Origin of the sequence: Nostoc sp. (assembly GCF_036917435.1) — a bacterium.
GTDB lineage: Bacteria > Cyanobacteriota > Cyanobacteriia > Cyanobacteriales > Nostocaceae > Nostoc.
Genome location: NZ_JBALDM010000027.1, coordinates 40,441 through 65,293 on the forward strand (window position 1 = coordinate 40,441; position 24,853 = coordinate 65,293).

Sequence of the window (24,853 nt, forward strand, 5' to 3'; positions counted from 1 at the left end):
TAAAAAGGATTTTTAGTGTTCTTATTCACATAGTTAGGAGAACTGCTTTTATGTTTAATAAAACCAACGGAAATCAAGGTAGTGGCGCTCAAAATAGAGCATCACTAATTTCATCCCAAAAAATAACTGGTGGTGCCATCAAGTTACCAACTAAGAATAATAGCGAAACGGCTAATAATTCTTCGCTAAATCAGGGTTTTGGCTTTTTTACAAAACTCGGATTGGCTAAGAAAGCGACTATTTTAGCGATCGCAATTGGTACAATACCAATATTGGGCATCGGTGCGATCGCTTTTACTTTTGCCAACAAGTCCATTACTAAGCAAATTACCCAGTCTCAACAAGCTGAAGCCACTGGTTTAAGTGATAAAATTAACCGCTTCATGTCGGGACGCTACGGAGATATTCAGGTAATATCAAGTTTACCTTTCTTAACAAGCTCCCAAGGTAGTATCAGCAATTCACAAAAGCAAGCAGTCTTAGATCGAATTGTCGAGGCCTACAAAGCTTATGACAGCATTGCTGTTTTTGATCGTCAAGGTAACTTGATTGTCCAATCTACAGGCGAACCTCTAGATAACCAAAAAGACTTTACCTACTTTCAAGACGCTTTACAAAAAGATACTCCTGTTATCAGTAAACCGGAAGCAGCCAAAAATACTGGTGTAGTGAGTATTTATATAGCTGCACCTGTTAAAGAGACAAGGACAGGTAAAACCATTGGTGTGGTAAGAGCAAGGATGCCTGTAAAATCCTTACAGGAAGTTATCAAAAACTACGTGGTCAATGGACAACAATACCATTTACTTGATGCTTCAGGAACAGTTTTCTTGAGTCCCCAAAAGGAATTACTGGGGAAAGACGCAAAGGAAGAGTATTCTAATTTACCGAAACTGCTAGCAGCAAACAAGGTAGATAGTTTTATAGATGTTCCCAAAACTGAGAAAAAAGAAGAATTAGTCAGTTACGTACCAGCCACTAAGGTAGATGGCTTACCTGATTTAAACTGGCAAGTACTTTTGTCTACAGATACAGCAATTGTATTTGAGCCGCAAAGACAATTGTTGTGGACTATAGCCATCGGTACAGCACTGACAGCATTAATTGTGGGTGTGATCGCATCTCGGTTAGCTAAACTGACTACACTGCCAATTCTCACTGCAACTGCGGCATTAGCAAAGCTGGGTCAAGGTAAATTTAATACCCGTGTGGAAATCGAAAGTGAAGACGAATTAGGGGTATTGAGTGCAAACATTAACCTTATGGCTGAACAATTGCAGGTATTAGTTAAGGAACAGGAAGTAGACGTTGAAGGGGCAAAATTATTAGCAAATATTACCCTACAAATTCGGAGAAGTCTCAAAACTGAAGATATCTATCATGCAGCAGTGAAAGAAGTTCAGCGAGTGCTAAAAACAGATCGAGTAATCATTTATAGTCTGAATCCAGATAAGCGGGATGGCGTTGTTGTTGCGGAATCGGTAACTGGTAATTGGCCAGAAATGCTCGGAGTGAAAATCGACGATCCTTATTTTCGGGAACGTTATGTAGAAACTTATCGTGATGGACAGGTGCAATCAGTTGCAAATATTCATCAAGACCAAAGTTTGAAAAATGCCAACAGTTACATTCAACTTTTAGAAAAATTTTCTGTCAAAGGTAATTTGGTTGTACCAATTCTTGCCAAAGAGCAACTTTTAGGCTTATTAATTGCTCATCATTGCGAAACTCCACGTGTTTGGCAACAGCCGGAAATTGACTTGTTTCAACAAATAGCAACTCAAGTTGGTTACGCCTTAGAACAAGCGAAGTTATTAGAAGAGATAGAACAAGTTAGGAATGTTGCATTTACCGATTCTGATGATGAACGGCATCAAAAAGAAACACTGCAACAGCAACTTTTAGAACTGCTCAACGACGTAGAAGGTGCAGCCAGAGGTGACTTGACTGTACGTGCAGACGTGACAGCCGGAGAAATAGGCACTGTTGCCGACTTTTTCAACTCCATTGTCGAAAGCCTCCGAGATATTGTTACCCAAGTTCAACAAGCTGCTACCCACGTTAATACTGCCATTGGCTCTAATGAAGGAGCCATCCGCCATTTAGCAGAAGAAGCGCTTACCCAAGCTGCCGAAATCAACCGCACCCTTGATGCTGTTGACCAAATGACCCAATCCATGAAAGCTGTAGCCGAAAGTGCTGAAAAAGCTGCTTTCGTGGCTAATCATGCCGCGCACACCGCTACCAAGAGTGGACACGCGATGGATTTAACAGTACAAAATATCCTGTCTTTGCGGGAAACTGTGGGTGAAACTGCTAAGAAAGTGAAACGTTTGGGAGAATCTTCGCAACAAATTTCCCGTGTGGTTTCCTTGATTAACCAAATCGCCATTCAAACTAACTTACTAGCCATTAACGCCGGTATTGAAGCAGCGCGTGCGGGTGAAGAAGGTCAAGGTTTTGCCGTAGTTGCGGAAGAAGTCGGCGAATTAGCAGTCAGGAGTGCCGCAGCAACCCAAGAAATTGAACAAATTGTTGAAAATATCCAACGAGAAACCAGTGAAGTGGTGCTAGCGATGGAAATAGGCACTACTCAAGTAGTGGAAGGGACTCGAATTGTGGAGGAGGCTAAACAAAGTCTGAGTGAAATTTTGGATGTATCAGTTCAAATTGACTCCTTAGTGCAGTCGATTTCCACTGCAACTGCATCTCAGGTTGAAACATCGCAAAGTGTTAGCCAATTGATGAAAGATATTGCTGCTATATCACAACGCACCAGCGATTCTTCTCACCAAGTTTCCCAATCTCTGCAACAAACTGTGGAAATTTCTCAGCAGTTGCAAGAGACTGTCGAGGCTTTCAAAGTTAGTTAAGTTTGTCCTTTGTTCGTTGTCATTAGTCATTAGTCATTTGTCCAAAACTAATGCCCAATGCCCAATGCCCAATGCCCAATGCCCAACGACTATTAACAAAAATTATGCTGCAAGACAAAGAATTAGAAATCCAGATGCAGTTTCTGGAAGAAGCAACTGATTACTTAAATACCTTAGAAGGGGTATTGCTGGAAATTGATACTAGTAACCGCATTGATTTAGATAAAATCAATGCTGCACTCCGGGCTGCTCATTCTATTAAAGGTGGCGCGGGGATGATGGGATTTAAATCCCTAAGTCATTTATCTCACCGTTTAGAAGATTCTTTTAAAGTTTTAAAAACTAAAAAAAATTCTCTAGAAATTGACACCCAGTTGCAAAGTTTATTGCTATCTGGAGTTGATTGGCTGCGGCAGATTGTCGAATTGCTTGCAGAAGGAAATGTGGTTGAAGATGCGTGGTTAGCAACCTTTTGTTACCCAGTTTTTGATGAGTTGCACGATCGCTTAGGCGATCCCACCCCGGAGGATGCGTCAAGTATGCTATCCCCAGAGGATGGGCAAGATGTCATTCCCTTGCTATTTGCCACAGAAGTAGAAGAGTGTTTGCAGCGTCTAGAATCTTTATTAGCTAGCGAACAGCCTGGATTGCACGAAGAAGTTGTAATTATGGCGGCGGAATTGGGCGGTTTGGGTGAAATGCTCCAGTTGGTAGCTTTTAGCAAGCTTTGTGAGTCAGTAACGCAGCAATTGGAAACGGTTAGCAGCGATCGCATTCCCGAAATTGCCGAGTTAGCATTGCAAGCATGGCGGCGATCGCAAGCTTTGGTGTTGACAAATCAATTAGATAACTTACCTACAGAACTTGACTTTGGTAGTTATACGCAATCTCAGCCCTTATTACCAGCAGCATCAGAAATACCACAGCTTCCCCCCGCAGACACAGATATCATCGATACAGAAGTAGTGCCAACATCTGTTTGGCAACCAGAAAACATTAGAGAAAATTGGACTAATGATGAAGCGTTAGCAGCGCCCAGCACAGGTATCGCTGCTAATTTTACATTTGTAGATGCAGAATTTGCCGATGATGTTAATGCTATCAATGTCACAGAGCAAAATCCTATATTTGCTAGAGAAAATAATCCTCCAGATGCTAAAGAGGCAAATGGCGTTGTTAAAGATCGGGAAGTTCATGAAAATAGCGTCCGAGTTCCCAGCAAACAACTAGAACAAATTAATGATTTATTTGGCGAACTGATTGTTCAGCGAAATGGCTTAAACTCGCAGCTAGAAAGATTACGCAAACTTGTACGTAACCTGAACCAGCGAGTACAAATTCTCGACCGAGAAAATCAGGATTTACGTATAGCTTATAACAAAATTTCTACTCAAGTGCGATCGCCATCTGAAAATAGCGACCAAACAGAAGGTGTAGACAGAGAATTGGATGCCTTAGAAATGGATCGATATAACGATTTAAACCTGCGATCGCAGGAAGTTATGGAAACCATTGTTCAGGTACAGGAAGTTACAACTGATGTGCAACTAAGTGTAGATGATACAGACCAAATTGCTCGTAAAATTAACAAAACATCTAAACAGTTACAGACAAAACTAAATCATATCCGAATGCGGCCACTGTCCGATTTGACCGAACGTTTTCCTAGAGCCTTGCGCGATTTAAATGTAGAGTATGGGAAAAATGTCCAATTAAAAATTGAAGGTGGCAACACTTTAATTGAACGCAGCATTTTAGAAACATTAAATGAACCTTTAATGCACCTCTTAAGGAATGCTTTCGATCATGGAATCGAAGACTCTAACACCCGCCGCCTTTTGGGTAAACCAGAACAAGGATTGATTGAAATTACAGCTAGTCACCGCAGTAATCGCACCCTGATTACCATCCGTGATGATGGTTGGGGCATTTCTCTAGAGAAAATTCGCACCCGCGCCCTAGCTATGGGATTAGATTCTTCTTTACTCGCAAATGCTAGTGATGAAGAACTATTATCACTAATATTTGAACCAGGTTTTACCACCTCTGAGCAAGTTACAGCATTATCTGGCCGCGGTGTCGGCATGGATGTAGTTCGTAACAACCTCAAACTAATTCGAGGAGATGTGAAAGTTGATACGGAACCAGGAGTTGGAACTACCTTCACCCTATCAGTACCATTTACACTTTCCGTTGCACGAGTTCTGCTGGTAGAAATCAACAAAATGTTATTGGCATTTCCCACAGATGTCATTTCAGAAATATTCTTACTCCAAAACGAACGAGTTTTCCAAATGGCAGGTAGCGAAGTTCTAAATTGGCAAGGAACCATGCTGCCACTGATTCGCTTAACTCCTTATTTAGAGTTTAATTGCCTGCGCTACGATACCTCAGAATTAGAGACTCCGGCAGCAATTAATGCTAATAGCGTGTTAGTAGTTAAAGGGAATAATCAGCCAGTAGCAATCCAAATAGATCGTTGCTGGGGCGAACAAGAGGTTGCTATTCGCCAAGTTGAGGGAAATATACCTTTACCGGAAGGCTTCAGCAACTGCACAATTCTTGGTGATGGTCGAGTAGTGCCACTAGTTAATGTTAACGAATTGCTGTATTGGATTGCTACAAATCGCCGGACTCCTAAAGGTATTCAATTACCCTCAGCAAGATTAAAAACGCCGTTCTTGATATTTGATGAAAACAAAATATCAGCAGCATCTGTGAAGCAGAAAGGCACAATTTTAATCGTAGACGACTCGATTAACGTTCGCCGCTTTTTAGCTCTAACTCTGGAAAAGGGAGGGTATCAAGTAGAGCAAGCTAAAGATGGTCAAGATGCTTTAGAAAAACTCCATAGTGGATTGAGAGTTGAGGCGGTAATTTGTGATATTGAAATGCCTCGCCTAGATGGTTATGGCTTTTTAGGAAAGGTAAATTCAGATGTTGATACAAAAAATATTCCAGTTGCAATGCTGACTTCTCGTAGCAGCAATAAACATCGGCAACTGGCTATGCAATTGGGGGCACGGGCTTACTTTTCTAAACCTTATAACGAGCAAGAATTACTCCAAACGCTGGACGAAATAATTCGTAATGTGGCAGAAAAGGCAGCTTCTAATTAAAAAAATAAAACTATTTATTGTGGGGCGGGCAAGATGCCATTGGTGTCAGCTTAAGCTCGAAGCTTTATTCCACAGCCGTTTTACCCCCCTCAATCCCCCCGATATATTGGGGGGAAACAGGAAATCCGGTTCCCTCCCCTTTATAAGGGGAGGGTTAGGGTGGGGTAACGCGGATCGTAATGAGTGGTGAAGCTTTTAAATTTGGATACTCTCAGATAGATGACACCAGTAACCAATAACAGAGCAAACATTGAATCCGATTCTGGAATTGGTACGACTTTACCAGAACCAGTGATTGTATTTGTAAAAACGCCAAAGTCAGTTATTCTACGACCAGTTGTAACTAAAAAGTAATTACGTTGAGCGGTTAATTCTTGGCTGAATGCCGAACTGCCGTTATTAGGAGTAGTATTTGCTATGAGGACATTAGTCAATTGATTAGTGGCATTGAAACTATCCTGATATAAAACTAGAAAATTATCCCAGGCTCCATCAGTAGATGTCGTAGCTCCAGGTACAGTACTTGCAAATGTATATAAACTTGATTGTTCTACTGTGAATTCAAAAACACTGTAGGGCACAATCATACCCATTGTCCCATCTTTTTGACCACTTACTAAATCGGGAGGCTCACCAGGTGCAGTACGCCGCCAAGTTTGCTGATTTGTTGTATCACCTTGATAAGTCAAAACGAACGCTTTAGAAGGGGTGGCGGTACAAAGAGTGGTCAATCCTAGCCCTAGAGCGATAATTAGTTGTTTTGTAAAAAACCTTGCTTTCAACATCAAATTTTCTTTTGCATCCTAATTAGGGTATATGTATTATCTACACCTGTTATTTGTATGATATTTATCCCCACTGATGGGGATAAATATCATATAAACTATGGTAAAACTTGGCTCTTTCTACGCAATTTCCATACCATGAAACAAGATGAGCTAACTAGTAATAAGCCTGAAAATGATGGTTCTGGAACTTTGGTAATTACTAATGAGAGATTATCTGCATAACCATCGTTTACGCGCCCACGAACATAATTCATATCCAGAACAACATTAATTTGCCTTGCACCAAAGGGAACAAGACCCTTCGTAGACTTCAACAATAAACCTGTTGTGTTATTTCTTTCGTCTGGAGTGGGGGAATTAATAAATGTTGTATCTATATTTTGACCATCTTGATTGAGGAAATTAAGACTAAATTTCGCACTATCTAAATCAGTGTCGTAGCCACCTAACCAAGCACTCAAATCGTATGCTCCTCGCCCAGCATCAATTACAGAAGCAAGATCAGTTATATCAATTAACTGAGAAGCACTTGACGAGCCTCTATCAGCGCCACCAAAAAATAAATTATTTCCTCGTACACTTGGCCCTGAGCTATTAGCATCAGGAAGTCCACTAACAGCGACTATATTACCCAAGGCGTTAGTAAATTCAAAACCTGTAGCTCCATATTGCAGGACACTAAAACTATTAGTTGTAATCCAGCCAGGGATAAAGGGGATATCAGTCCCAACAGCATTACCAATAGGATCTCCTTGTCCTTGTTCTGCATCCCCATTAACAATAAGATTTTGACCAAGGGTAGCTGCATGGATCGGGTTAGTAAGCAGAATACTTGATGAAATTCCTGCTATCAGAGCTATACTCAACTTTGATATTTTTTGAGAGGAAAAAGGAAAAATTTTGAGTTTCTTCATGTTTTACTTTTTGCTAAGTGACAAAATTGTTGATTAAGAACAAGATAAAATTAATAAGCTTTCTAGCTGCGGGATTCTGATTTAATTAGTTGCTTTTTATTCCAAATTAAAACCAAACCCAAAGCTAGTAAAATTCCACCTGCACCTTGGTGTTCGGGCACAGAAGTAGATGGGGCGCTAAATCCATAGTTTGCTAAAATTGCTTGCCCTTGTGGTGATAGGATATATTCAGCTAATTTTTCACCATCAGGATCGGCATTTTTCAGTGTAGTTAGTCCATAATTAGCTTTTGTTGCCAAATAATCGGGTAATTCTACTATTTGCAAATTATCACCACCTGCTGTTATCTGGGCAGTCTTCCCACTGGTGTAATAAGCTAAAAAGATATCTGCCTGCTTTGTTTCTTGGAGAAAATAGACTAAATTATTTTTGCCATTAGGAACAATCGGAGCATTAGGATTACCACCTACTAACTGCAAGGCTTTATTCTTTAAAATTTGAGAGTTACCAGGTGAAATTTGATCTGACTTGTCAAATATCTGCCATGCATAGTTACCAGATGGATCTGCTATTGGTGTGGAAGTTCCTAACTTGATTTCCGGTTTTAGCAAAAAATCCAACAAATTATCTGATGTGATACCAAGTCCCGATCGCACAACAGCAACCATGCGGTTACTAGTGAAGTTCACTACAGGTTCGCTTAAACCTTCTTCAAACAATGTTTGAGGGTTCTCAATATCTGCACTAGCAAAAACATCTGCTGATTTTCCGGTTTCGGAGAATTCTTGTTCTATAAGTTCTCGTGTTAAACCAGATGGCCCAAATAGCGTTTCTACTGGAATACCATATTTCTCGTTAAAAGATTCACCTATTTCTGTGAGGCTATCGCGTAAACTACCAGCACCGTATAGCTGAACCGCCAATGCCTGAGTTGGTATCACACTGACAGCACAAGCTATCAGTGAAAAGGCAAAAAAATGCTTTTTCATCGTTATCATCATGTTACTATTACTACTCAGTAAAATATCTGTAACTCATACTTAAGTATGGTTTTTAGGAAAGGTCTAAACTATTACCTCTATCCATTAAAGTAATAAATGAGTTCTGATATGTGTGTGGTTTGCGATTAAAGTTATAGTACCAACTAAGTTGGATAAAATCAATTAGCCAACATCTTCAAACGCTGACTTTATGAATGAGGGTAAGAGGCATCAATCTTCCTGATGTTGCCCAGCCTATCCTGAAATAACAGGCTAGACACAAGTGAAGCTGCTATTTAACAGCTATAAGCACCTTTAGTAAACTAAACAAGCAAAAGATTTGTATAGTAATTATGTATACATTAACAACAAGTAATAAACATCAAGCAATTTCAAAATTTCAACCCGTAAATAAATGTGGGAGTATTCTACATAATTAGCAGTTAGCATTAAAAACATAGTTTATTTATACTCTTGTACGGAATTAGTAGTGAAAGTTGGGTAAACCTTAATTAGAATTGATACTTTTCCACTTTGTTGAAAATAAATTTTCATCTAGAGTAGGACAAAGATACATGCTGTTTACCACATAGAGAAAATCTAGCTGAAGTTTCTGGCTCATAGCTATGGGAAACCAAGCTTGATGCTTGAGAGTCTGGTTTCAAAATGGGTAACAGCAACATCCTCTATCAGCTTGATCACCTATGCTAAAAGTTATGCACTCGGCCGCCAACTCAGCCACGCCAAATTCCCAGTGGGAGGATTTAATCAAGCTTCCAGCCCCAAACACAGTTCAATGGGATAATATCAAAACCCAATTAGACTTGGTGCTGTTGGCGCTAGAAACCTTAACTGGGATTGGTTCAGAGGCTATGCTTTCGGCGGCAACCGATCTGAATTTAGAGTCAAGAGTGCCAGATCGCGTAGCTTTATGGCGACTACGCCAATCAAATCCGCTACGCAAGGGTCAAGGAGGGCGAAAAAAGCTAGATGTGGAAGAAGCGCGATCGCTTGTTCTGATCATCTGCTACTTAGCCAAACAGCACCAGGAATTGATTCGCCGCGCTGTCGGACTGTTGGAACAAATGGCAGAAAATAACCGGGAACCTCACCAGGCTGCTTTACTTGGAGACTATATTGATGCTTTTTGCAACATTTACCAAGAGCGAATGGAAGAGGACGAGCAAATCTCAACGGATTTACTAACCAACCTGGCACTAAAACTGCTTGTAGATTTACTTTTTTACAGTGCCCCTGGTGGGCATCGCCGTCTCTGGCTAGCACTTATAGACCGTTCGACAAAATTTTAGATTTGAAATTTGAAATTCCTCAATCAAAATTTGCTTGTGATTTGTTTGCTAGATCGGGAAACCCTTTTGATAGTCGTTAGCTCTTGGGCGATGCACTCTCAGAACTGCTTCCTTCTGGCACAAGATTAGATAACAGAAGAAACCTAACAAACTTCTGAGTGGAAAAATCCACCCTTTGAACTTTTCTTTGCACGCACTGGCTTAAATTTTTGCAAAATCCCAAATAGTCTTCCTCGCAGTTCCTGCTATGCCTCTATCAAATTCTGTCATTCGTCGCTACACACCCCCGACTTGCACGCTAGAAGTATACGCGCAAAGCTCACCTCTGTCCCGTTGGATGGGGAAAACTGTCCTCAAACATCTCAGCTTTGAGCTACGTTTTGACGATCCCCGACTACCAGAAGAACACAGAGTTCCAATTCGGGGCGATCGCGATCAACTTGAAGCTTTATGTGATGCAGTCACAAATTACGTACAGCAATTTCTCCAACAGTCTCCAGAGAGCTTTTGGGTCAGTTTCTCCGGTACTCAACAGTCAAGCACAGCACTGGGTGAGCCGGAATTAAAGTCCCCAACACAAACATTAAATTCTTTTAATACTCAACTTCCTGGGGCAAATATCCGCTTAGAACCAAGCAGCTATTTAACTCACAACTTAGTTCTCGGTTCTCTCGCCAACCACTCATCCGGCCCCGTAATTAAACTCAGTCTGCTACAACTATTCGATTTGGCCAGTGCTTTAGATGAATACTCAACTGATGTGATGGCACTCCCAACTCTTAATAGCACGAGTTCGACTTTGAGGTTCCCTGCTTGGGCACCTGTTGCCGCAGTATTAGTGTTAGGTATAGGTTTCTTACCTGTTACTTGGCAATATGCTAACAACATTAGGGAAAAGGAACAGCAGACAGCCAAAACATCAGATCCAGCAGCAGTAAAGACTGCTTTAGAACCTTCAACCTCACTAAACTTTCCCACGCCCGATTCCGCGCTGACTACTCCATCAGCTAATTTATCTGGTTCGACTCCTCCACTTTCCACATCTACTTTGCCCCAAGCACCTCTAACAGTCCCTAGTTCTAGTAGTTTCTCTGCACCGCCACCTCTATTGCCAAATGCACTGACTATACCTCAAGGGACAACTTCAACCACTCCTACCAATAAAGCGATACCTTCTCTACGAGACGCTACGGGAACGGCGATCAAAATCCCAGGTCAGGAAATTGCCATATTATCAAATTCGGGACAGAACCCTACAGGGTTAAGTCCTCAAGCTGGAACTCTCCCTAAGTTGCGGAATTTGCCATCCAGGTTATCTTCTAACACAAGCAGCTTACCAAGTAATATCTCACCAATTTCTCCGCCATCTCTTAGCACCATACCCAATAATAATGTTGGCAATATCCCAACCCAACCCTCCCAGTTAACCTCACAACAGCTAGATGAAAGAATCAATTCCTTACAGCAACCTTCTGCTGGACAGAAACCGACTTCACAACTTTCCTCATCTAGAACTGCTGATAATAATCCATTCATCGATCAATTAGGGGACACACGCAAAACCCCTAAATCCAGAGAAGTGGCTACTGGTACATTATTTGATACACCTCAAGTAGCAGAAGCGAGAACATACCTAAGTAAGCGTTGGCAACCACCCGCCGGACTAGGGCAAACATTAGAGTACAGCCTGATAGTCAGTATTGACGGCACAGTTGAACGAATTTTTCCCCTTAATAAGGCTGCAAGAGAATTCGTTAATAGCACTGGAATGCCTCAAGTTGGTAAACCTTTTGTTTCCGCCAATACAAATGGGCAAAATGTCAGAATTCGAGTTGTTCTCAGTCCTGATGGCAAGGTGCAGACTTTTCCAGATGAATAATTAAATTACTCCCTTTAATGCCACTAATAAAACTGGTACAAACTTTGTGCCAGTTTTTATTTACTTAAATTGATCTTAAGCTTATCTTTTAGAGTCCAGTTACCAAACTGGTCTTATTATTAATACCAGTAAACCTACTAATGAATACAATCATTTTTAACACCACTTTTTCAACATTAAATTACAGATACAAGCCTGGAAACCCAGATTAAATCTGATGCCCCTTAGTTACGAATTAGTATAAATCACTCATAATCAAAGGCAGGAGATATGCAAACAATTGGTACTCAAAAAGACAGTCCAGCTTGGGTTATTCAAACTTGGGCAGCTTTTGTGATTTCTATTTCTATGACCACCTTCGGCATTGTAAACTTACCTGTAAATGGCTGGGTGAAGGGCTTTATAGGTATGGGTATGGCTTTTTCTGTTGGCTCAACTTTTACTTTGGCGAAAACTACTAGAGACTTGCATGAAAATAGAAGATTAACTGCTAGGTTAGACGAGGCAAAGGTAGAAAAATTGCTTTCACAACACGATCCTTTAAATTTCAAATGAGGATGATTATAGCAATTTTGGGTTAAAAGGCTGTAGATAATTGGTTTTTAAAGACGCGATAAATCGCCGTCTCCACAAATCTTTTTTCTCTACAAATCTTTTTGTTGTATTGTGATGTATATGAGGAAAAACAAAAGGACTGGATATACCAGTCCTTTATTATATTGATTTAACGTTTTTATCTTAATAACGGGATTTTTGGGTTTTTAACTTTTGCTTTTTACGCCGACGTTCGCTAGCAGCAACTGCATGTTCCACCGGATAACCCACTACGGGAATTACCTGATATTTGCGCTCTTCTTCTAAGTTTTTTAATGCTGTGTAATCAACCCAGTGAATGCAATCAACCGGACAAGTGTCAATTGCTTCTTGGATAATTTCTTCAGAATCCCCATCTTGGCGAACCACGCGCGATCGCCCGTAATCTGGTTCAATGTAAAAGGTGTTACGCGCAACATGAGCGCAATGCTTGCAACCAATACAGGTGATTTCATCAACATAAACACCATTTTGGCGCAGCAAACCGCCCAATTCCGGTTCCAAACCAGAACGTTCTGGGGCTTCCCGTAAAAAACCCCCTAATTCTGGTTCCAAACCGGAACGGTTGTCAACTTGTTCTTCCGGCGACGGCAGAAAATCAGCCATTACGCACTCCAGCGCTGTACTACCAGGCGAATTGAACCATCTTCATTTTTTTGTTGTTCAGAGACTTGAAAACCAACACGAGCGGTTTCTTTCACAACTGTTTGATAAGCATAGCGCTGTGTTACTTGGCGCAAAAATCCATCCACAGACAGGTCTTGCTGCCAATATTGCAAGTCAGCTACCAATTCATATTCTTTGCCATTCCATTTAAAGCCGATGTCATAGCCATTTTCCTGCTCAATACTAACTTCCGCAGGATGGGTTTGACCGCGATAGCCACGGACTTCGCGCGGGCCGGGTTTCCAGTCTACGCCCAATTCAGTCAAAGCATCTTTCAAAGAATCAAGGTTACGGATTTGAGTCTTAATTTGGCTAAAGTGTGACATGGTGGTTGTGAATTAATAACACTAAACTACTGTGAAAACTTACCAATCGCTGTAAGTGGTGTGTGTATTCGCCACATTAGATTGCTGCACCTTCGCGGCGAAATATTCTGAGGTTGGCTCATGATTAAGTACTTGCCCTAGCTGTGCCTCTATTGCTGCTGTAACCTCAGCGCATGAAGCACCTACAATACCAGTGACTTTTTCTTGTACCCGACCGTCTGGATAGATTATGAACTCTAATGTCTCCATGCTCTTGGCCAACCACGATAAGTACGCTCAAATTGTACTGCCTTAGCAGAAGGCTATAAATATAGCCGTAGGAACATTTTTACTTAGATACAACCTTGCCGTTTGTTAACTAATGTTCCATCTCTCAACATATATATCTCAGAATCTTTACAAAAATTATTAATTTTATAAGCAGGTACATCAGTATTTAGTTAGTTTCTCTTAACCTCATCGATTAGTCAAGGTAAAAACTGAGTTTGCTAGGTAAGCGGCAAAAGTACTAATAATAAGCACTAGACCTAGTATAGCCAGCTAGATGGTTAAAAAAATATAGAAATTATTGAAAAAATTTATCATTATTAAGTTTGGCCTATTCCTCCAGGATTTCCTGCACAATAGTGGCTATCATGAACTGCTGTAAATCCTTCCGGCTTACTAGTCATAATGCGATCGCTAGCTTTATACTTAATTCAAGGGGGTGCTTGATGTAGTAAGTGTTATGCTGTTTGACTACGTAACAACCTCGAATCACCTTCCGCAGCAATTATCTCAAAACAAGAATCCATTTCAAGAAATAATTCCCAGTAATCTTTTCTACACTGGGTAGCCAACCTTTTAATCACAATATCTTCAAGTTGAGTATTACGCTTACCTTTCCAAAGGTTATCAGCTAAGGCAACAAGTAACTCCTCAAGCGAGCATTCCATTGTTTGCCATTGTCCATGAGAACGACAACATCGTGCAAGGTTTGGATTAATACCATTACTAATTAGCAATTTTTCACCGTCGGCTTCGTGATTATTTCCTTTTGCGACAAGCTCATCTGGATGAAGAATTTTTCCTACATCATGAAATGCAACGCCAAGATGCACAAAGCTTTGATCGAATGGAACACGTAATTGTTGCAGTTTTGTAATCAACAAATCAGCAGCTTCACCAACTAACATGACATGGAGAATTAGCTTTGATGAAGCTCCCAAATTTTGAAGGAACTCGTAAGCATCTTCTAGTCTTTGAAAGGTTCTAATCTGGCTACTCATTTAAGATTTTATATAGTAGATAAAATTTCAACCTTGAATCTTCTTATGTTTCTCCTGTGGCATGGGTTTTGGATAATTTTACCCATTATTCAGCAAACATTTCAGCCAAAGTACCTAAAACTGCTTTTTGTTCATTAGAGTCAATCTGACCTAGCTTTTTGACTAATCGAGTTTTGTCAACTGTACGAATTTGATCCAAAACAATTTGTCCGTCCTTGCCCTGAAACTGACAAGCAACACGAGTCGGATAAGATTGTCCTTTAGTTGTCATGGGAGCAACAATAACCGTGGCAATATATCTGTTTATTTCATCTGGTGAAATTACTAAACAGGGTCTTGTCTTCTGAATCTCACTACCAATCGTCGGGTCGAGGTTAACCAAAAACACATCAAATCGATTGACTACCACTCCCACTCTAGATGCTCCCACTCTGTAGTTACGGCATCATCGAGCAGTGCATCATCGTGTTGCTTCGCCATTGTTGCAAATGCTTCCTCCCACCCCTGACGCGATTGAGAGGCTGCACGGACAATTAGGTGACAATCTTGAATTTCAATTTCCACCTCTTCATCAATACCACTTTGTTCCAGCAGAAGTTTAGGAATGCGAATACCTTGAGAGTTCCCAATTTTAATAATACGGGTTCTAATTGCTGTTCCCATGAGGATATTTATCCTAAGATGTAATTACATTGTGACTACAATCAAGGATTTTGTCAACAAGCGCTCATTTTTCAATAATTTTTAATGCGATGGCTACGGTTGGCTACGCTTACACACTCATCAATACAATAAGCGATCGCACGATCTTCTAATATATAAAGCTTTCTATCGCTTACGCTGTCACCATTTCCGGGACTGAATCAGGGGATGCTGGCTCGAAATGTAACACCATTATTTGCTCTGGGCGTAAACCAACAGATTCATAAGTGCGGCCATTGCGATCGCTAAATTCAACCTCAAATGCAGCACCACCAGCTAATAATTCGACTACTGTGCCAACTTGACCACGGTACAGGTTGTATTCAGGTAGATCAACTGTCAGTGCCACTACATCCAACAACTCAATTCTACTTTTATTCATCTTGTATCACTTCCAGATATTACAGAGGATAGCAGGTTGTTAATCTTGGGACATCAGAACCTGCTTCGATAATCCAACCACTCCGAATAATCGCACTTCTATCTTGCCATTCCAACGTGAAATCTAGAGTGTAGCGTTGTCCAAATCCATCACGCCGTCCCAATTTAACCTCATGGGTTTTGACTATTTCTAAAAGAATGTAGCCTAATTCTTCAGCGTTGTCTGCTGTTATATCCAAGATTGATGAAAAAAGACGGGCTTTATGTTTTCCTTCATCATGTTCTGGATTGAGGAAATAGTCACGCAGTTTACGAATATCAACGACTGCATTTCCTGCATTTGGGATTAGATTGAGTGAAGGGGAGCCTTCCATATTCTCAAAAATTTTTGATGGGATCGCATTATAGGTTATGTATATGATGCCATGTTATTGCTTCACTCCTGGAGGCAAGCTTATTTACGACCAAAATCTGCTGGAATCTCGCCCCAAGAGACAGTATTCCATTTGAAAATAGGATTGGTATACTCATTATTTTCCAACCACTTTAATGCTCTGTCTACCAAATTAAATATTTCTTCGTTGTCCGTACTTCGGGTTAACTTTGTTCTGACTCTCTTGTTTATCACCCAAAGAATACCTACCTCGGAATCAGAATAAATAGGTATATCCGTACCTTGTTTATTGAGGTATGCAAGAGCATGAACAATAGCCAAAAACTCTCCAAGATTATTTGTTCCGTTTGGCATTGGACTTTTATGGAAAATTACTTTCCGTGTTGCTGTATCAATACCTTTATATTCAACGTACCCAGGATTACCTAAACATGAAGCATCAACACAAACACTATCCATAATTAACTCTTTTGCAGGAAAAATTTTTGTTTTTGTTTCCTGCTGCTTTACTTCTTTCTGCTCACTTGTAATGATAAAATTCTGTTCTGCAAGCTCCAATGCTGCTTCTGCTTCTTCTCTAGTCTTAAAAGATTTGTACAACGCACCACTAAAACCTGTGATATGTTCATCACATTCCTCCCAGCTTGTGAATATACCTGTTTTTCGACCTTTAAAAACTGTGTAGTATTTCTTGAATGGCATTTAATCTACAGTTCCACGAATTTATATATAAATCCTTTTAACTTTGAGGATATACCTCATTTGATCGAGAACTACTATAACTAAATTAATCTAGACAAGACTTAAGTATATCCACTAGATTTAGTCAATAATTTTCCGTAAATACCTTGGTGATACCCAAGTTTTGGAACCGTAAGCGCTAACCTATGTCTTGCTGATGCTTTAAATACTGATTGCAAATTGACCTGATTATGAATTGGCGATCGCCAAGCTGCTTAGAATAGTAGTGATATAGAGGATTGTAATTATGAGCGTCGTTATTCCTAGTGAAATACTAACCACAACTCGCATGACTGAAGGCGAAATGAAGCAGGAAATTGCAGTGATGCTCTTTCAAAAAGAAAAGTTAACCCTTGCTCAAGCCAGCCGCTTTGCAGGCATGAATCGTATAGCATTTCAGCATCTACTCGCAAGTCGTCAAATTTCAGTGCATTACGGTGTGGAGGATTTTGAACAAGATATAGAAAACTTGCGGGCGATGGGGAGACTGTGATTATTGTCAGTGATACTTCGTCCATTAATAACCTCGCTGCCATTAACCACCTTCATTTATTACAACAGCTTTACGGAACAGTTCTAATTCCTGAAGCTGTCTATCGAGAACTGACTGATCCAAACTTTCTAGTTGCAGGTGCAACTGAAGTACAAACTTTTATCTGGATTCAAACTCGTCCAATTCAAGATCGTATACTGGTTGAAGCATTCAGCAATGAGCTGGATATTGGTGAAGCTGAAGCGATCGCTCTAGCAGTGGAAATGAAAGCAGATCAAGTGTTGATTGATGAACGTCGAGGTCGCATGGTTGCAGCTAGGCTAAATATTAGTTATACAGGGATTTTAGGGATCTTGGTTGAAGCTAAAAGTCAAAGGCTAATTTCTGCTGTGAAACCTCTGTTAGATGCTCTAATTAATCAAGCAGGATTCTGGGTAGCTGAACCTTTATACAAGAGAGTTTTGCAGCTTGTTGATGAAGACAACATTATTTAGTATTTTCCAGCTTAGACCAAAGGTGGCATAGCTTTCATCACTACCATCATAGGCGTAGCCAGCCATAGCCATCGCTTCAAGGTATATTTAGATTTCTGGTGGTATCTCGCGTGAAAATTTACTCAAGCCGAAATCACCCAGCAAGAATTTCTGGTGAAAAAACTGATTTGGTTGGCGAAGAAACCAGGATAATGAAGCATAATTAACCTTTATAGCTAAAAGCTGTCAGCCATCAGCCACAAGCTGAGATGGTAAAGTTTGAAGGCTTGTGATTCAACTTAAGTAATTGATTATGAGTACAGCAAATATTTCGTCAGCGATACGTATAGGAGTACTAGGTTTCGGCGGACTCGGACAAGCCGCCGCCAAAGTACTTGCTGCTAAACAGGAAATGATTTTAGTCGCAGCAGCAGATCAAAAAGGTTACGCTTACGCTGCTGAAGGTTTAAATACTCAACAATGCATTGCAACTTACCAGTCCCAAGGTTCAGTAGGTTATTTAGAACCAGTTGGTACGTTAACAAATCAAAGTATTCAGGATGTAATTGCAATAGCTCAACCTGTGGATGGGTATTTTCTGGCTTTACCCAACCTACCAAACGATTTTATCCCCTCTGTAGCCAAGGAGTTTATTAAATCTGGTTGGCGTGGGGTGCTAGTGGATGCAATTAAGCGCACCTCTGCCGTAGAACAACTACTGGCGATGAAAGAAGAACTCCTTGCAGCCGGGATTACGTACATGACAGGCTGTGGTGCTACACCCGGACTGTTAACCGCGGCCGCCGCATTAGCCGCCCAAAGCTACGCCGAAATTCATCAAGTTGAAATCACCTTTGGGGTGGGAATTGCCAACTGGGAAGCTTACCGCGCCACTGTTCGGGAAGACATTGGCCACATGCCTGGTTACACAGTGGAAACTGCTAGGGCGATGACTGACGCAGAAGTAGAAGCACTACTAGATAAAACTAATGGCGTGCTGACTTTGAAGAATATGGAACACGCTGATGATGTGATGCTAGAGGTGGCAGGAATAGTAGGGCGCGATCGCGTTACAGTTGGTGGTGTAGTCGATACTCGCAATCCTAAAAAGCCCCTCAGCACCAACGTTAAGGTAACAGGGCGTACCTTTGAAGGCAAGATTTCCACCCATACTTTTACTCTGGGAGATGAAACCAGTATGGCAGCCAATGTCTGCGGGCCTGCCTTTGGTTATCTCAAAGCTGGTAAGCAATTGCACCAACGCGGCATCTATGGAATATTTACTGCTGCCGAAATTATGCCCAAATTTGTTAGGTAATAATTAGGAGCTATTCAATTTTAGATTTTGAATTTTGGATTTTAGATTTTAGATTGAAAGAGAAATCTAAAATCCAAAGCTGCCATAGTTAGGAGTTACAAACCTAAACTTTAGACTTGAAAATCTTTGGTTTTGTTTAGAACTTGCTATTCAAAAAAACTATTATAGCGGTTCTCGGTTGAGTGAGATACACCAGTAGGGGCACGGCATTGCCGTGCCCTTGCACTTTGCGATTAATGTTGTACTTCATCTGAATGGGAACCGCTTTTTCTAAGTTGATGGAATTTCTGGAGAGAAAATGTCTGTAAAATTTTCCTCAAGCAGCGAATCTGGTGTTTGGATAATAAATGGAAGTTCGGCTCCTACAAGTCCTCGTTGGATGCGTTCTAAAGTATCACTAAAAACAACAAATAGAGGATATATAATATTAGCTCCCTCACTCAAAATATGACTGTGACGGAGAGGCATCAACCACTCATAATCATTGTCCAAGAAAACTTGGGTTTGTCGCCAACGTCCTAACAAATCAGAAAAATCTTCGTTAGCACGATGAATAAAGACTAAAATTTCGGCTCCAGTTTTGATTTTCCACTCAGGATCGCACATCAAAATTGCCACATCACAGGGTAAACAGATTGTTTGTGGAGTTGTTGTAGCTGTGTTGCGAAGACGTACAATCGGCAAGGGGATAGTGATGACACTTTCATCAGGACGGCGCAAACTGGGAATCATCTCTAAATATGGCCGATATTGCTTTAGTAAGGCGATCGCAGCTAGATGATTGCTGTACTCTGCCAAACTCGCTTCGTAGTCAGATTTTTGCACAGTCATAGTTTATTCAATAGTTAGGAGTTAGAAAAAAAATTAAGCAGTCAAGAGTTAAAAATGAGCATAAAAAGTAAAGAGTTTAAACCCTTAATTCCTAACTCTTAACTCCTAACTCTTTATCCCTTATCCCAGCTTTTCAAAGACCGCAAACATCGGCAAATACATTGCTAACAAAATAGTTCCAACCATCCCCCCTAAAACTACAATCATTACTGGTTCCAAAATACTAGTCATTGCTTTTACTGCTTGCTCGACTTCATCTTCATAGAAATCAGCAACTTTCATCAACATTCCATCTAATTCTCCAGTTTCTTCTCCGATACTAATCATTTGAATTGCCATAGCCGGAAAAACGCCATCACTTTGTTGTAAAGCAATGCTAATCATACCTCCTTGTTGAATCTCCATCCGGGCTGCGTCTATGGCATTGGCAATTACTTGGTTTCCTGATGTATCTCGGACAATTTCTAAGCAAGTTAAAATTGGTACGCCTGAACGAGTCAAAGAACCAAAAGTCCGACTAAAGCGGGCAACTGAAGATTTTTGAATTAAGTCACCAAATAACGGCATTTTGAGCGAAAGACGATCAATTGTTATGCGGCCAATAGGAGTTTTAGCATATTGTCCATAGGCAAATTTTAATGCTATGAGAATACCGAGAAGTACGAAAGCGCCAGGACTTCTCAAAAATTTACTAGCATCCATCAAGAATTGCGTTAAAGGTGGTAATGAGATTCCAATTTGTGTAAAAATTGTGGCAAAAATGGGAATAAGAAAAATAGTCATTCCCAGAAAGATCGCAACTGCGATAAAACCCACAACAGTTGGATAAGACAAAGCTGATTTAATTTGGTTTTGTAGGCGAGCAACATCTTCTAGCAACTTAGCTAAACGATTCAATACTTCGTCTAGAACACCACCCACTTCACCGGCTTGAATCATACTCACATATAACCCATCAAAGCAGTCAGGATGCTTCCGCATTGCCTCTGAAAGGTTCATTCCGCTTTGAACATCGGTGCTAATCTCAACTAGGGCTTGTTTGAGTTTAGTATTACTACACTGTTCAGAAAGTACCCCCAGACTTCTAACGATCGCAACCCCCGCATTCATCAAAACGGCAAATTGACGGGAAAAAACAGCTTTGTCTTTTACAGAAACCTTAACTAAGGAATTCTGGAATTTTTTGAAGGCAACATCTGGCTGAAATCCTTGAGATTGTTTGAGATCCTGGATTACAAAACCTTGATCTCTAAGATTAGTTCGAGCTTGCGTCAAGGATTCAGCACTAATTTTTTCTGTTCGGGATTTTCCTTGAGAATCCCGAACACGGGCAACAAAGTTTGGCATAGATAAATTAAAAATAGTCGTTGGGAATTGGGCATTGGGCATTGGTAATTGGGCATTGGGCATTGGGCATTGGGCATTGGGCATTAGTTCTTTATTCTTTCTCCCTCATCCCCCTCATCCCCCTCATCTCCCTGATCCCCATAGTTCCTTTAATGCGCTTTGGCAGCCACACCGGATTTTGCACCTGCTGCCTGGGGTGGTACAGAAGTACCGATAAGACGTTGGATTTCATCTGGCTTAGAAGTCTTAGACATCGCCGCTTCAAAAGAAATCGTTCCTGCTTTGTAAAAATCAGCTAAAACCTTCTCCAGAGTTTGCATCCCCAACTTACCGCCAGTTTGAATAGCTGAGTAAATTTGGGCTGTTTTACCTTCTCTAATCAAGTTGGAAATAGCGGGAGTCACAATTAGAATTTCTTGAGCCATCACCCGACCATATTCACCTGGTTTAGGGCTTTTTTTGGATACCAAGGTTTGGCTAAATACTGCCACTAATGAGTTAGACAACTGCACCCGCACCTGGGTTTGTCTTTCATGTGGGAAAACGTCAATAATCCGGTCAACTGTCTGGGCGGCAGAACTGGTGTGGAGAGTACCAAATACCAAGTGTCCTGTTTCTGCTGCGGAAATCGCCAAAGAAATCGTTTCCAAATCCCGCATTTCTCCCACCAGAACAATATCTGGATCTTCCCGCAAAGCTGCTTTTAAAGCATTAGCAAAGCTCTTAGTATCTTCACCCAGTTGTCGCTGGTGAACCAAACTTTTAATTGGTTCGTAGACAAATTCAATTGGGTCTTCCACTGTTAAAATATGCTCTGCTTTAGTGCGGTTAATCAAATCAATCATCGCGGCAAGGGTAGTTGTCTTCCCGGAACCTGTAGGCCCTGTCACCAGAATTAGTCCTCTGGGCTTATCTGTCATTTCCCGTACAATATCTGGCAAACCTAATTTTTCAAAGTTAGGAATCTTAGAACTTAATGCCCGTAAGCAAGCAGCATAAGAACCACGTTCTTTGTATACATTGACCCGGAAACGTGCCAAACCCTTAACACCATAAGAACAATCCAATTCCCAGTTTTGCTCTAAGGTTTTACGTTGGGTATTGTTGAGCATACTAAAAATCAGCCTTTGACATTGATCGGCTGTCAATATATGCTCACCGATGGGGGTGAGTTTGCCACTGATGCGGAAGTAGGGAGGCAAACCTGCGGATAAGTGCAAATCCGAGCCACCCATTTCAATCAACTGTTCCATCAAGTCTTCAATCATCATTTCCATATTTCTGCTTCCTTTTTTATGTTTGTTATTTGTTATTTGTCATTTGTCTTTTGTCAGTTGTCTTTTGTCGTTTGTTTAAAGTTACTAACCATCGACCAATGACCAATGACCAATGACTAATGACTAATGACCAATGACCAATGACTAATGACCAATGACTAATGACTAATCTCAAAACCTAGATGTCATACAGTAGGGACAATCTAGCCATTCTTGTTTCAATGTGGCCTGACAATTCCGGCAGGTAAGACCAGTCTTGCGTTTGGCTTTTAATTCTGCTTCCAGACCAGTATCAGTAAACGTCACTCGTTCTACTTCTTCTAGAGTGGTGGAACCTTCGCGCACTAAGTCCAAACTGTAAGCCAGCAAGGTTTTCATCCCCTCTTCTATTGCCACTTCCTTGATGCGTTCCGTCGGTGCATCTTCGTTGATGAGAGTTTGCAGGTTTTCGGTAACTCGCATGACTTCATAGACACCACAGCGCCCTTTGTAGCCGGCCCCATTACATTTTGAGCAAAGCTGATTTTTGGTTTTGGCTTCAGCGATCGCATCTAATGTCAAGGTGTTAGCTTTATAGAAGGTGACTCCGACATCAGAAGATGCTGATAGACCATAACGAGCTAGTTCCTCGGTTGTGGGAGTGTAGGGAATGCGACACTCAGAACAGACACGCCGCACTAAACGTTGAGCTAGAACGCCAATTAGGGAACTAGAAACCATGAAAGGTTCAATGCCCATTTCTCCCAAACGAGCGATCGCGCCTGGGGCATCATTGGTATGTAAGGTAGTTAATACCAAGTGACCTGTCAAAGCAGCCTCAATTGCTGTTTTTGCCGTTTCCTTATCCCGCGTTTCACCCACCAGTAGCACATCTGGATCTTGTCGCAAGAAAGCCCGCAACGCGGTAGCAAAATCTAGTCCTTTTTCCCGAATCACCTGGACTTGAGTAATCCCTGGAAGGCTATACTCAATCGGGTCTTCTACAGTACTGATATTAATTCCGGGATCGTTTTTTTCTGAGAGTGCAGAATACAGCGAGGTTGTTTTTCCAGAACCAGTTGGCCCAGTCACCAAAATTAGCCCAAAGGGACGGCTAACCATATCCTGGACAATATGTAAAGTCTCTGGATCGGTAATTAACTTATCTAATCCCAGTTGGGTTGAAGAGTTATCCAAAATCCGCAACACCACTTTTTCCCCGTAGCGGCTGGGTAAGGTATTCACCCGGAAATCCACCTTACGTCCCTCAAACAACCGCCGGATACGTCCATCTTGGGGTAAACGTCGTTCGGCAATATCTAGATTGGAGATAATTTTAAATCGGGCTGTCACCGCCGGGATGATTTTTTTCGGTAGGGGATCGAAAGCTTCCTTCAGTACGCCATCTTTCCGAAAGCGAATGCGTAAGTTTTCTTCTTGCGGCTCAATATGAATGTCAGAAACGCCCTCATGCAAGGCTTTAGCCAGGATTCTGTTTACTAGGTTAATGACTGGGGCATCCTCTGCACCCTTCATCGCGGCCCCTAGATCGGCCTCCATTTCTTCAGGAGCATCAGAAAGATCGAGATTTCCGAGGTTTTCTAAATCCTGATTAATATCTGTAAACTTTTCTTGTTCCAGGTGCTTTTGCTTAACAGCCATTTCATCCAGATATTGGTTGATTAGCTGCTGGTAGTCTTCCTGTGTAATCACCATGCGCTGCAATGCCAGTCCTTGGGGGCGCAAGATGCGATTCAGGTCATCGGAAGCCTCTAAATTATCTGGAGCAACCATCGCCACTAAAACTGAGGGCGGGGTTTGGTCTTCGTGTTTTGACAGTGGTACTAAACGATGGCGACGGCAAATATCCACTGGGATGAGGGTTTCAATCAGGTTCCCCATCATCGTGTTGCCAAGGGAGTTGACTTCCGGATCGAGGAATTCAACTCCGTATAGTATTTTAAGTTCAAATAGCTGCTGCTTTTTGTATTGCCTGAGCAACTCAGGTGATAGTTGTTGCCCAGTAATTGACTCTAATACTTCCGTTAAGGGTCGGCCAGATTTGCGGCTTTCAATTAATGCCTGCCTCATCTGGTCGGTATTGACATAACCAGATTGCACTAGTTTGTTGCCGAAGGGCGAAAACTCTGTTCTGGTAGTTAGAGCGGTACTGCGCCGTTGTGGTGACGAGTAAGTCATA

25 protein-coding genes are annotated in these 24,853 nt (G+C 41.2%); 8 read left to right on the forward strand and 17 right to left on the reverse strand.

All coding sequences use genetic code 11. The features are described from left to right. The first annotated feature begins 50 nt into the window (after window positions 1–50). Both V7K98_RS10950 and V7K98_RS10955 read left to right on the forward strand, forming a co-directional pair. Window positions 51–2,873 (forward strand): methyl-accepting chemotaxis protein, encoded by a 2,823-nt coding sequence (locus tag V7K98_RS10950; protein WP_335021602.1) that lies wholly within the window; start codon window positions 51–53, stop codon window positions 2,871–2,873. A gap of 104 nt (window positions 2,874–2,977) precedes the next feature. Further along, window positions 2,978–5,992, forward strand: coding sequence for a hybrid sensor histidine kinase/response regulator (locus tag V7K98_RS10955; protein ID WP_335021756.1), 3,015 nt, complete (start codon window positions 2,978–2,980; stop codon window positions 5,990–5,992). Between the two features lie 140 nt (window positions 5,993–6,132). Here the strand turns inward: V7K98_RS10955 and V7K98_RS10960 are convergent, their stop codons facing one another. The 3 genes from V7K98_RS10960 to V7K98_RS10970 form a co-directional block, all read right to left on the reverse strand. Continuing rightward, window positions 6,133–6,777 (reverse strand): PEP-CTERM sorting domain-containing protein, encoded by a 645-nt coding sequence (locus V7K98_RS10960; protein ID WP_335021604.1) that lies wholly within the window; start codon window positions 6,775–6,777, stop codon window positions 6,133–6,135. 98 nt (window positions 6,778–6,875) lie between these two features. Beyond that, a complete protein-coding gene (locus V7K98_RS10965; RefSeq protein WP_335021606.1) occupies window positions 6,876–7,694 on the reverse strand; it encodes a PEP-CTERM sorting domain-containing protein in 819 nt (272 codons plus the stop codon). Window positions 7,695–7,756: 62 nt separating this feature from the next. Further along, window positions 7,757–8,683 carry a molybdate ABC transporter substrate-binding protein gene (locus tag V7K98_RS10970; RefSeq protein ID WP_335021608.1) on the reverse strand — a complete coding sequence of 309 codons (927 nt, stop codon included), beginning with the start codon at window positions 8,681–8,683 and terminating at the stop codon, window positions 7,757–7,759. A gap of 695 nt (window positions 8,684–9,378) precedes the next feature. Here V7K98_RS10970 and V7K98_RS10975 point away from each other — a divergent pair. The 3 genes from V7K98_RS10975 to V7K98_RS10985 all read left to right on the forward strand — a co-directional run bounded on the left by V7K98_RS10975 (window position 9,379) and on the right by V7K98_RS10985 (window position 12,418). Beyond that, window positions 9,379–9,984 carry a DUF3038 domain-containing protein gene (locus tag V7K98_RS10975; protein ID WP_335021610.1) on the forward strand — a complete coding sequence of 202 codons (606 nt, stop codon included), beginning with the start codon at window positions 9,379–9,381 and terminating at the stop codon, window positions 9,982–9,984. A gap of 247 nt (window positions 9,985–10,231) precedes the next feature. Continuing rightward, window positions 10,232–11,863 carry a DUF4335 domain-containing protein gene (locus V7K98_RS10980; RefSeq protein ID WP_335021611.1) on the forward strand — a complete coding sequence of 544 codons (1,632 nt, stop codon included), beginning with the start codon at window positions 10,232–10,234 and terminating at the stop codon, window positions 11,861–11,863. 270 nt (window positions 11,864–12,133) lie between these two features. Continuing rightward, window positions 12,134–12,418 (forward strand): YiaA/YiaB family inner membrane protein, encoded by a 285-nt coding sequence (locus V7K98_RS10985; RefSeq protein ID WP_335021613.1) that lies wholly within the window; start codon window positions 12,134–12,136, stop codon window positions 12,416–12,418. Window positions 12,419–12,601: 183 nt separating this feature from the next. Here the strand turns inward: V7K98_RS10985 and V7K98_RS10990 are convergent, their stop codons facing one another. From V7K98_RS10990 to V7K98_RS11030, 9 genes are all read right to left on the reverse strand, one after another. Continuing rightward, on the reverse strand, window positions 12,602–13,063 hold the full coding sequence (locus V7K98_RS10990; protein ID WP_335021615.1) for a ferredoxin: 462 nt from the start codon (window positions 13,061–13,063) through the stop codon (window positions 12,602–12,604). Beyond that, entirely contained in the window at window positions 13,063–13,449 is a 387-nt protein-coding gene (locus V7K98_RS10995; RefSeq protein WP_335021617.1) for a DUF1257 domain-containing protein, read from the reverse strand. Before V7K98_RS10995 ends, V7K98_RS10990 begins: the two co-directional genes overlap by 1 nt. 39 nt (window positions 13,450–13,488) lie before the next feature. Beyond that, on the reverse strand, window positions 13,489–13,698 hold the full coding sequence (locus tag V7K98_RS11000; protein ID WP_012406943.1) for a DUF2997 domain-containing protein: 210 nt from the start codon (window positions 13,696–13,698) through the stop codon (window positions 13,489–13,491). A gap of 476 nt (window positions 13,699–14,174) precedes the next feature. Further along, on the reverse strand, window positions 14,175–14,717 hold the full coding sequence (locus tag V7K98_RS11005) for an HD domain-containing protein (RefSeq protein WP_335021619.1): 543 nt from the start codon (window positions 14,715–14,717) through the stop codon (window positions 14,175–14,177). Between the two features lie 85 nt (window positions 14,718–14,802). Next, window positions 14,803–15,126 carry a type II toxin-antitoxin system PemK/MazF family toxin gene (locus V7K98_RS11010; RefSeq protein ID WP_335021621.1) on the reverse strand — a complete coding sequence of 108 codons (324 nt, stop codon included), beginning with the start codon at window positions 15,124–15,126 and terminating at the stop codon, window positions 14,803–14,805. Beyond that, the gene (locus V7K98_RS11015; protein ID WP_335021623.1) at window positions 15,120–15,380 is read right to left on the reverse strand and encodes an AbrB/MazE/SpoVT family DNA-binding domain-containing protein; all 261 of its coding nucleotides are present in this window, start codon (window positions 15,378–15,380) and stop codon (window positions 15,120–15,122) included. Before V7K98_RS11015 ends, V7K98_RS11010 begins: the two co-directional genes overlap by 7 nt. 172 nt (window positions 15,381–15,552) lie before the next feature. Further along, on the reverse strand, window positions 15,553–15,801 hold the full coding sequence (locus tag V7K98_RS11020; protein ID WP_334829102.1) for a DUF4926 domain-containing protein: 249 nt from the start codon (window positions 15,799–15,801) through the stop codon (window positions 15,553–15,555). 19 nt (window positions 15,802–15,820) lie between these two features. Next, a complete protein-coding gene (locus V7K98_RS11025; protein WP_335021625.1) occupies window positions 15,821–16,174 on the reverse strand; it encodes a DUF6883 domain-containing protein in 354 nt (117 codons plus the stop codon). An 80-nt stretch (window positions 16,175–16,254) separates the two neighbouring features. Beyond that, window positions 16,255–16,896, reverse strand: a complete 642-nt coding sequence (locus V7K98_RS11030; RefSeq protein WP_335021627.1) for a ribonuclease H1 domain-containing protein — start codon at window positions 16,894–16,896, stop codon at window positions 16,255–16,257. A gap of 286 nt (window positions 16,897–17,182) precedes the next feature. Between V7K98_RS11030 and V7K98_RS11035 the strand changes: the two genes are divergently transcribed. From V7K98_RS11035 to bioU, 3 genes are all read left to right on the forward strand, one after another. Further along, window positions 17,183–17,428, forward strand: coding sequence for a UPF0175 family protein (locus V7K98_RS11035; RefSeq protein ID WP_335021629.1), 246 nt, complete (start codon window positions 17,183–17,185; stop codon window positions 17,426–17,428). Continuing rightward, a complete protein-coding gene (locus V7K98_RS11040; protein ID WP_335021631.1) occupies window positions 17,425–17,922 on the forward strand; it encodes a DUF3368 domain-containing protein in 498 nt (165 codons plus the stop codon). The genes V7K98_RS11035 and V7K98_RS11040 overlap by 4 nt, the downstream gene beginning before the upstream one ends. Window positions 17,923–18,214: 292 nt before the next feature. Next, window positions 18,215–19,219, forward strand: a complete 1,005-nt coding sequence (bioU, locus tag V7K98_RS11045; protein WP_335021633.1) for a (S)-8-amino-7-oxononanoate synthase BioU — start codon at window positions 18,215–18,217, stop codon at window positions 19,217–19,219. A 270-nt stretch (window positions 19,220–19,489) separates the two neighbouring features. Here bioU and V7K98_RS11050 read toward each other — a convergent pair whose 3' ends face one another. From V7K98_RS11050 to V7K98_RS11070, 5 genes are all read right to left on the reverse strand, one after another. Then, a complete protein-coding gene (locus tag V7K98_RS11050; RefSeq protein WP_335021635.1) occupies window positions 19,490–20,050 on the reverse strand; it encodes a hypothetical protein in 561 nt (186 codons plus the stop codon). Between the two features lie 120 nt (window positions 20,051–20,170). Then, window positions 20,171–21,397 (reverse strand): type II secretion system F family protein, encoded by a 1,227-nt coding sequence (locus V7K98_RS11055; RefSeq protein ID WP_335021758.1) that lies wholly within the window; start codon window positions 21,395–21,397, stop codon window positions 20,171–20,173. Window positions 21,398–21,546: 149 nt separating this feature from the next. Beyond that, window positions 21,547–22,710 carry a type IV pilus twitching motility protein PilT gene (locus V7K98_RS11060; protein WP_442940412.1) on the reverse strand — a complete coding sequence of 388 codons (1,164 nt, stop codon included), beginning with the start codon at window positions 22,708–22,710 and terminating at the stop codon, window positions 21,547–21,549. Continuing rightward, on the reverse strand, window positions 22,700–22,849 hold the full coding sequence (locus tag V7K98_RS11065; protein ID WP_335021639.1) for a hypothetical protein: 150 nt from the start codon (window positions 22,847–22,849) through the stop codon (window positions 22,700–22,702). Before V7K98_RS11065 ends, V7K98_RS11060 begins: the two co-directional genes overlap by 11 nt. Beyond that, entirely contained in the window at window positions 22,846–24,852 is a 2,007-nt protein-coding gene (locus tag V7K98_RS11070; protein ID WP_335021641.1) for a GspE/PulE family protein, read from the reverse strand. Before V7K98_RS11070 ends, V7K98_RS11065 begins: the two co-directional genes overlap by 4 nt. Between the last annotated feature and the right edge of the window lies 1 nt (window position 24,853).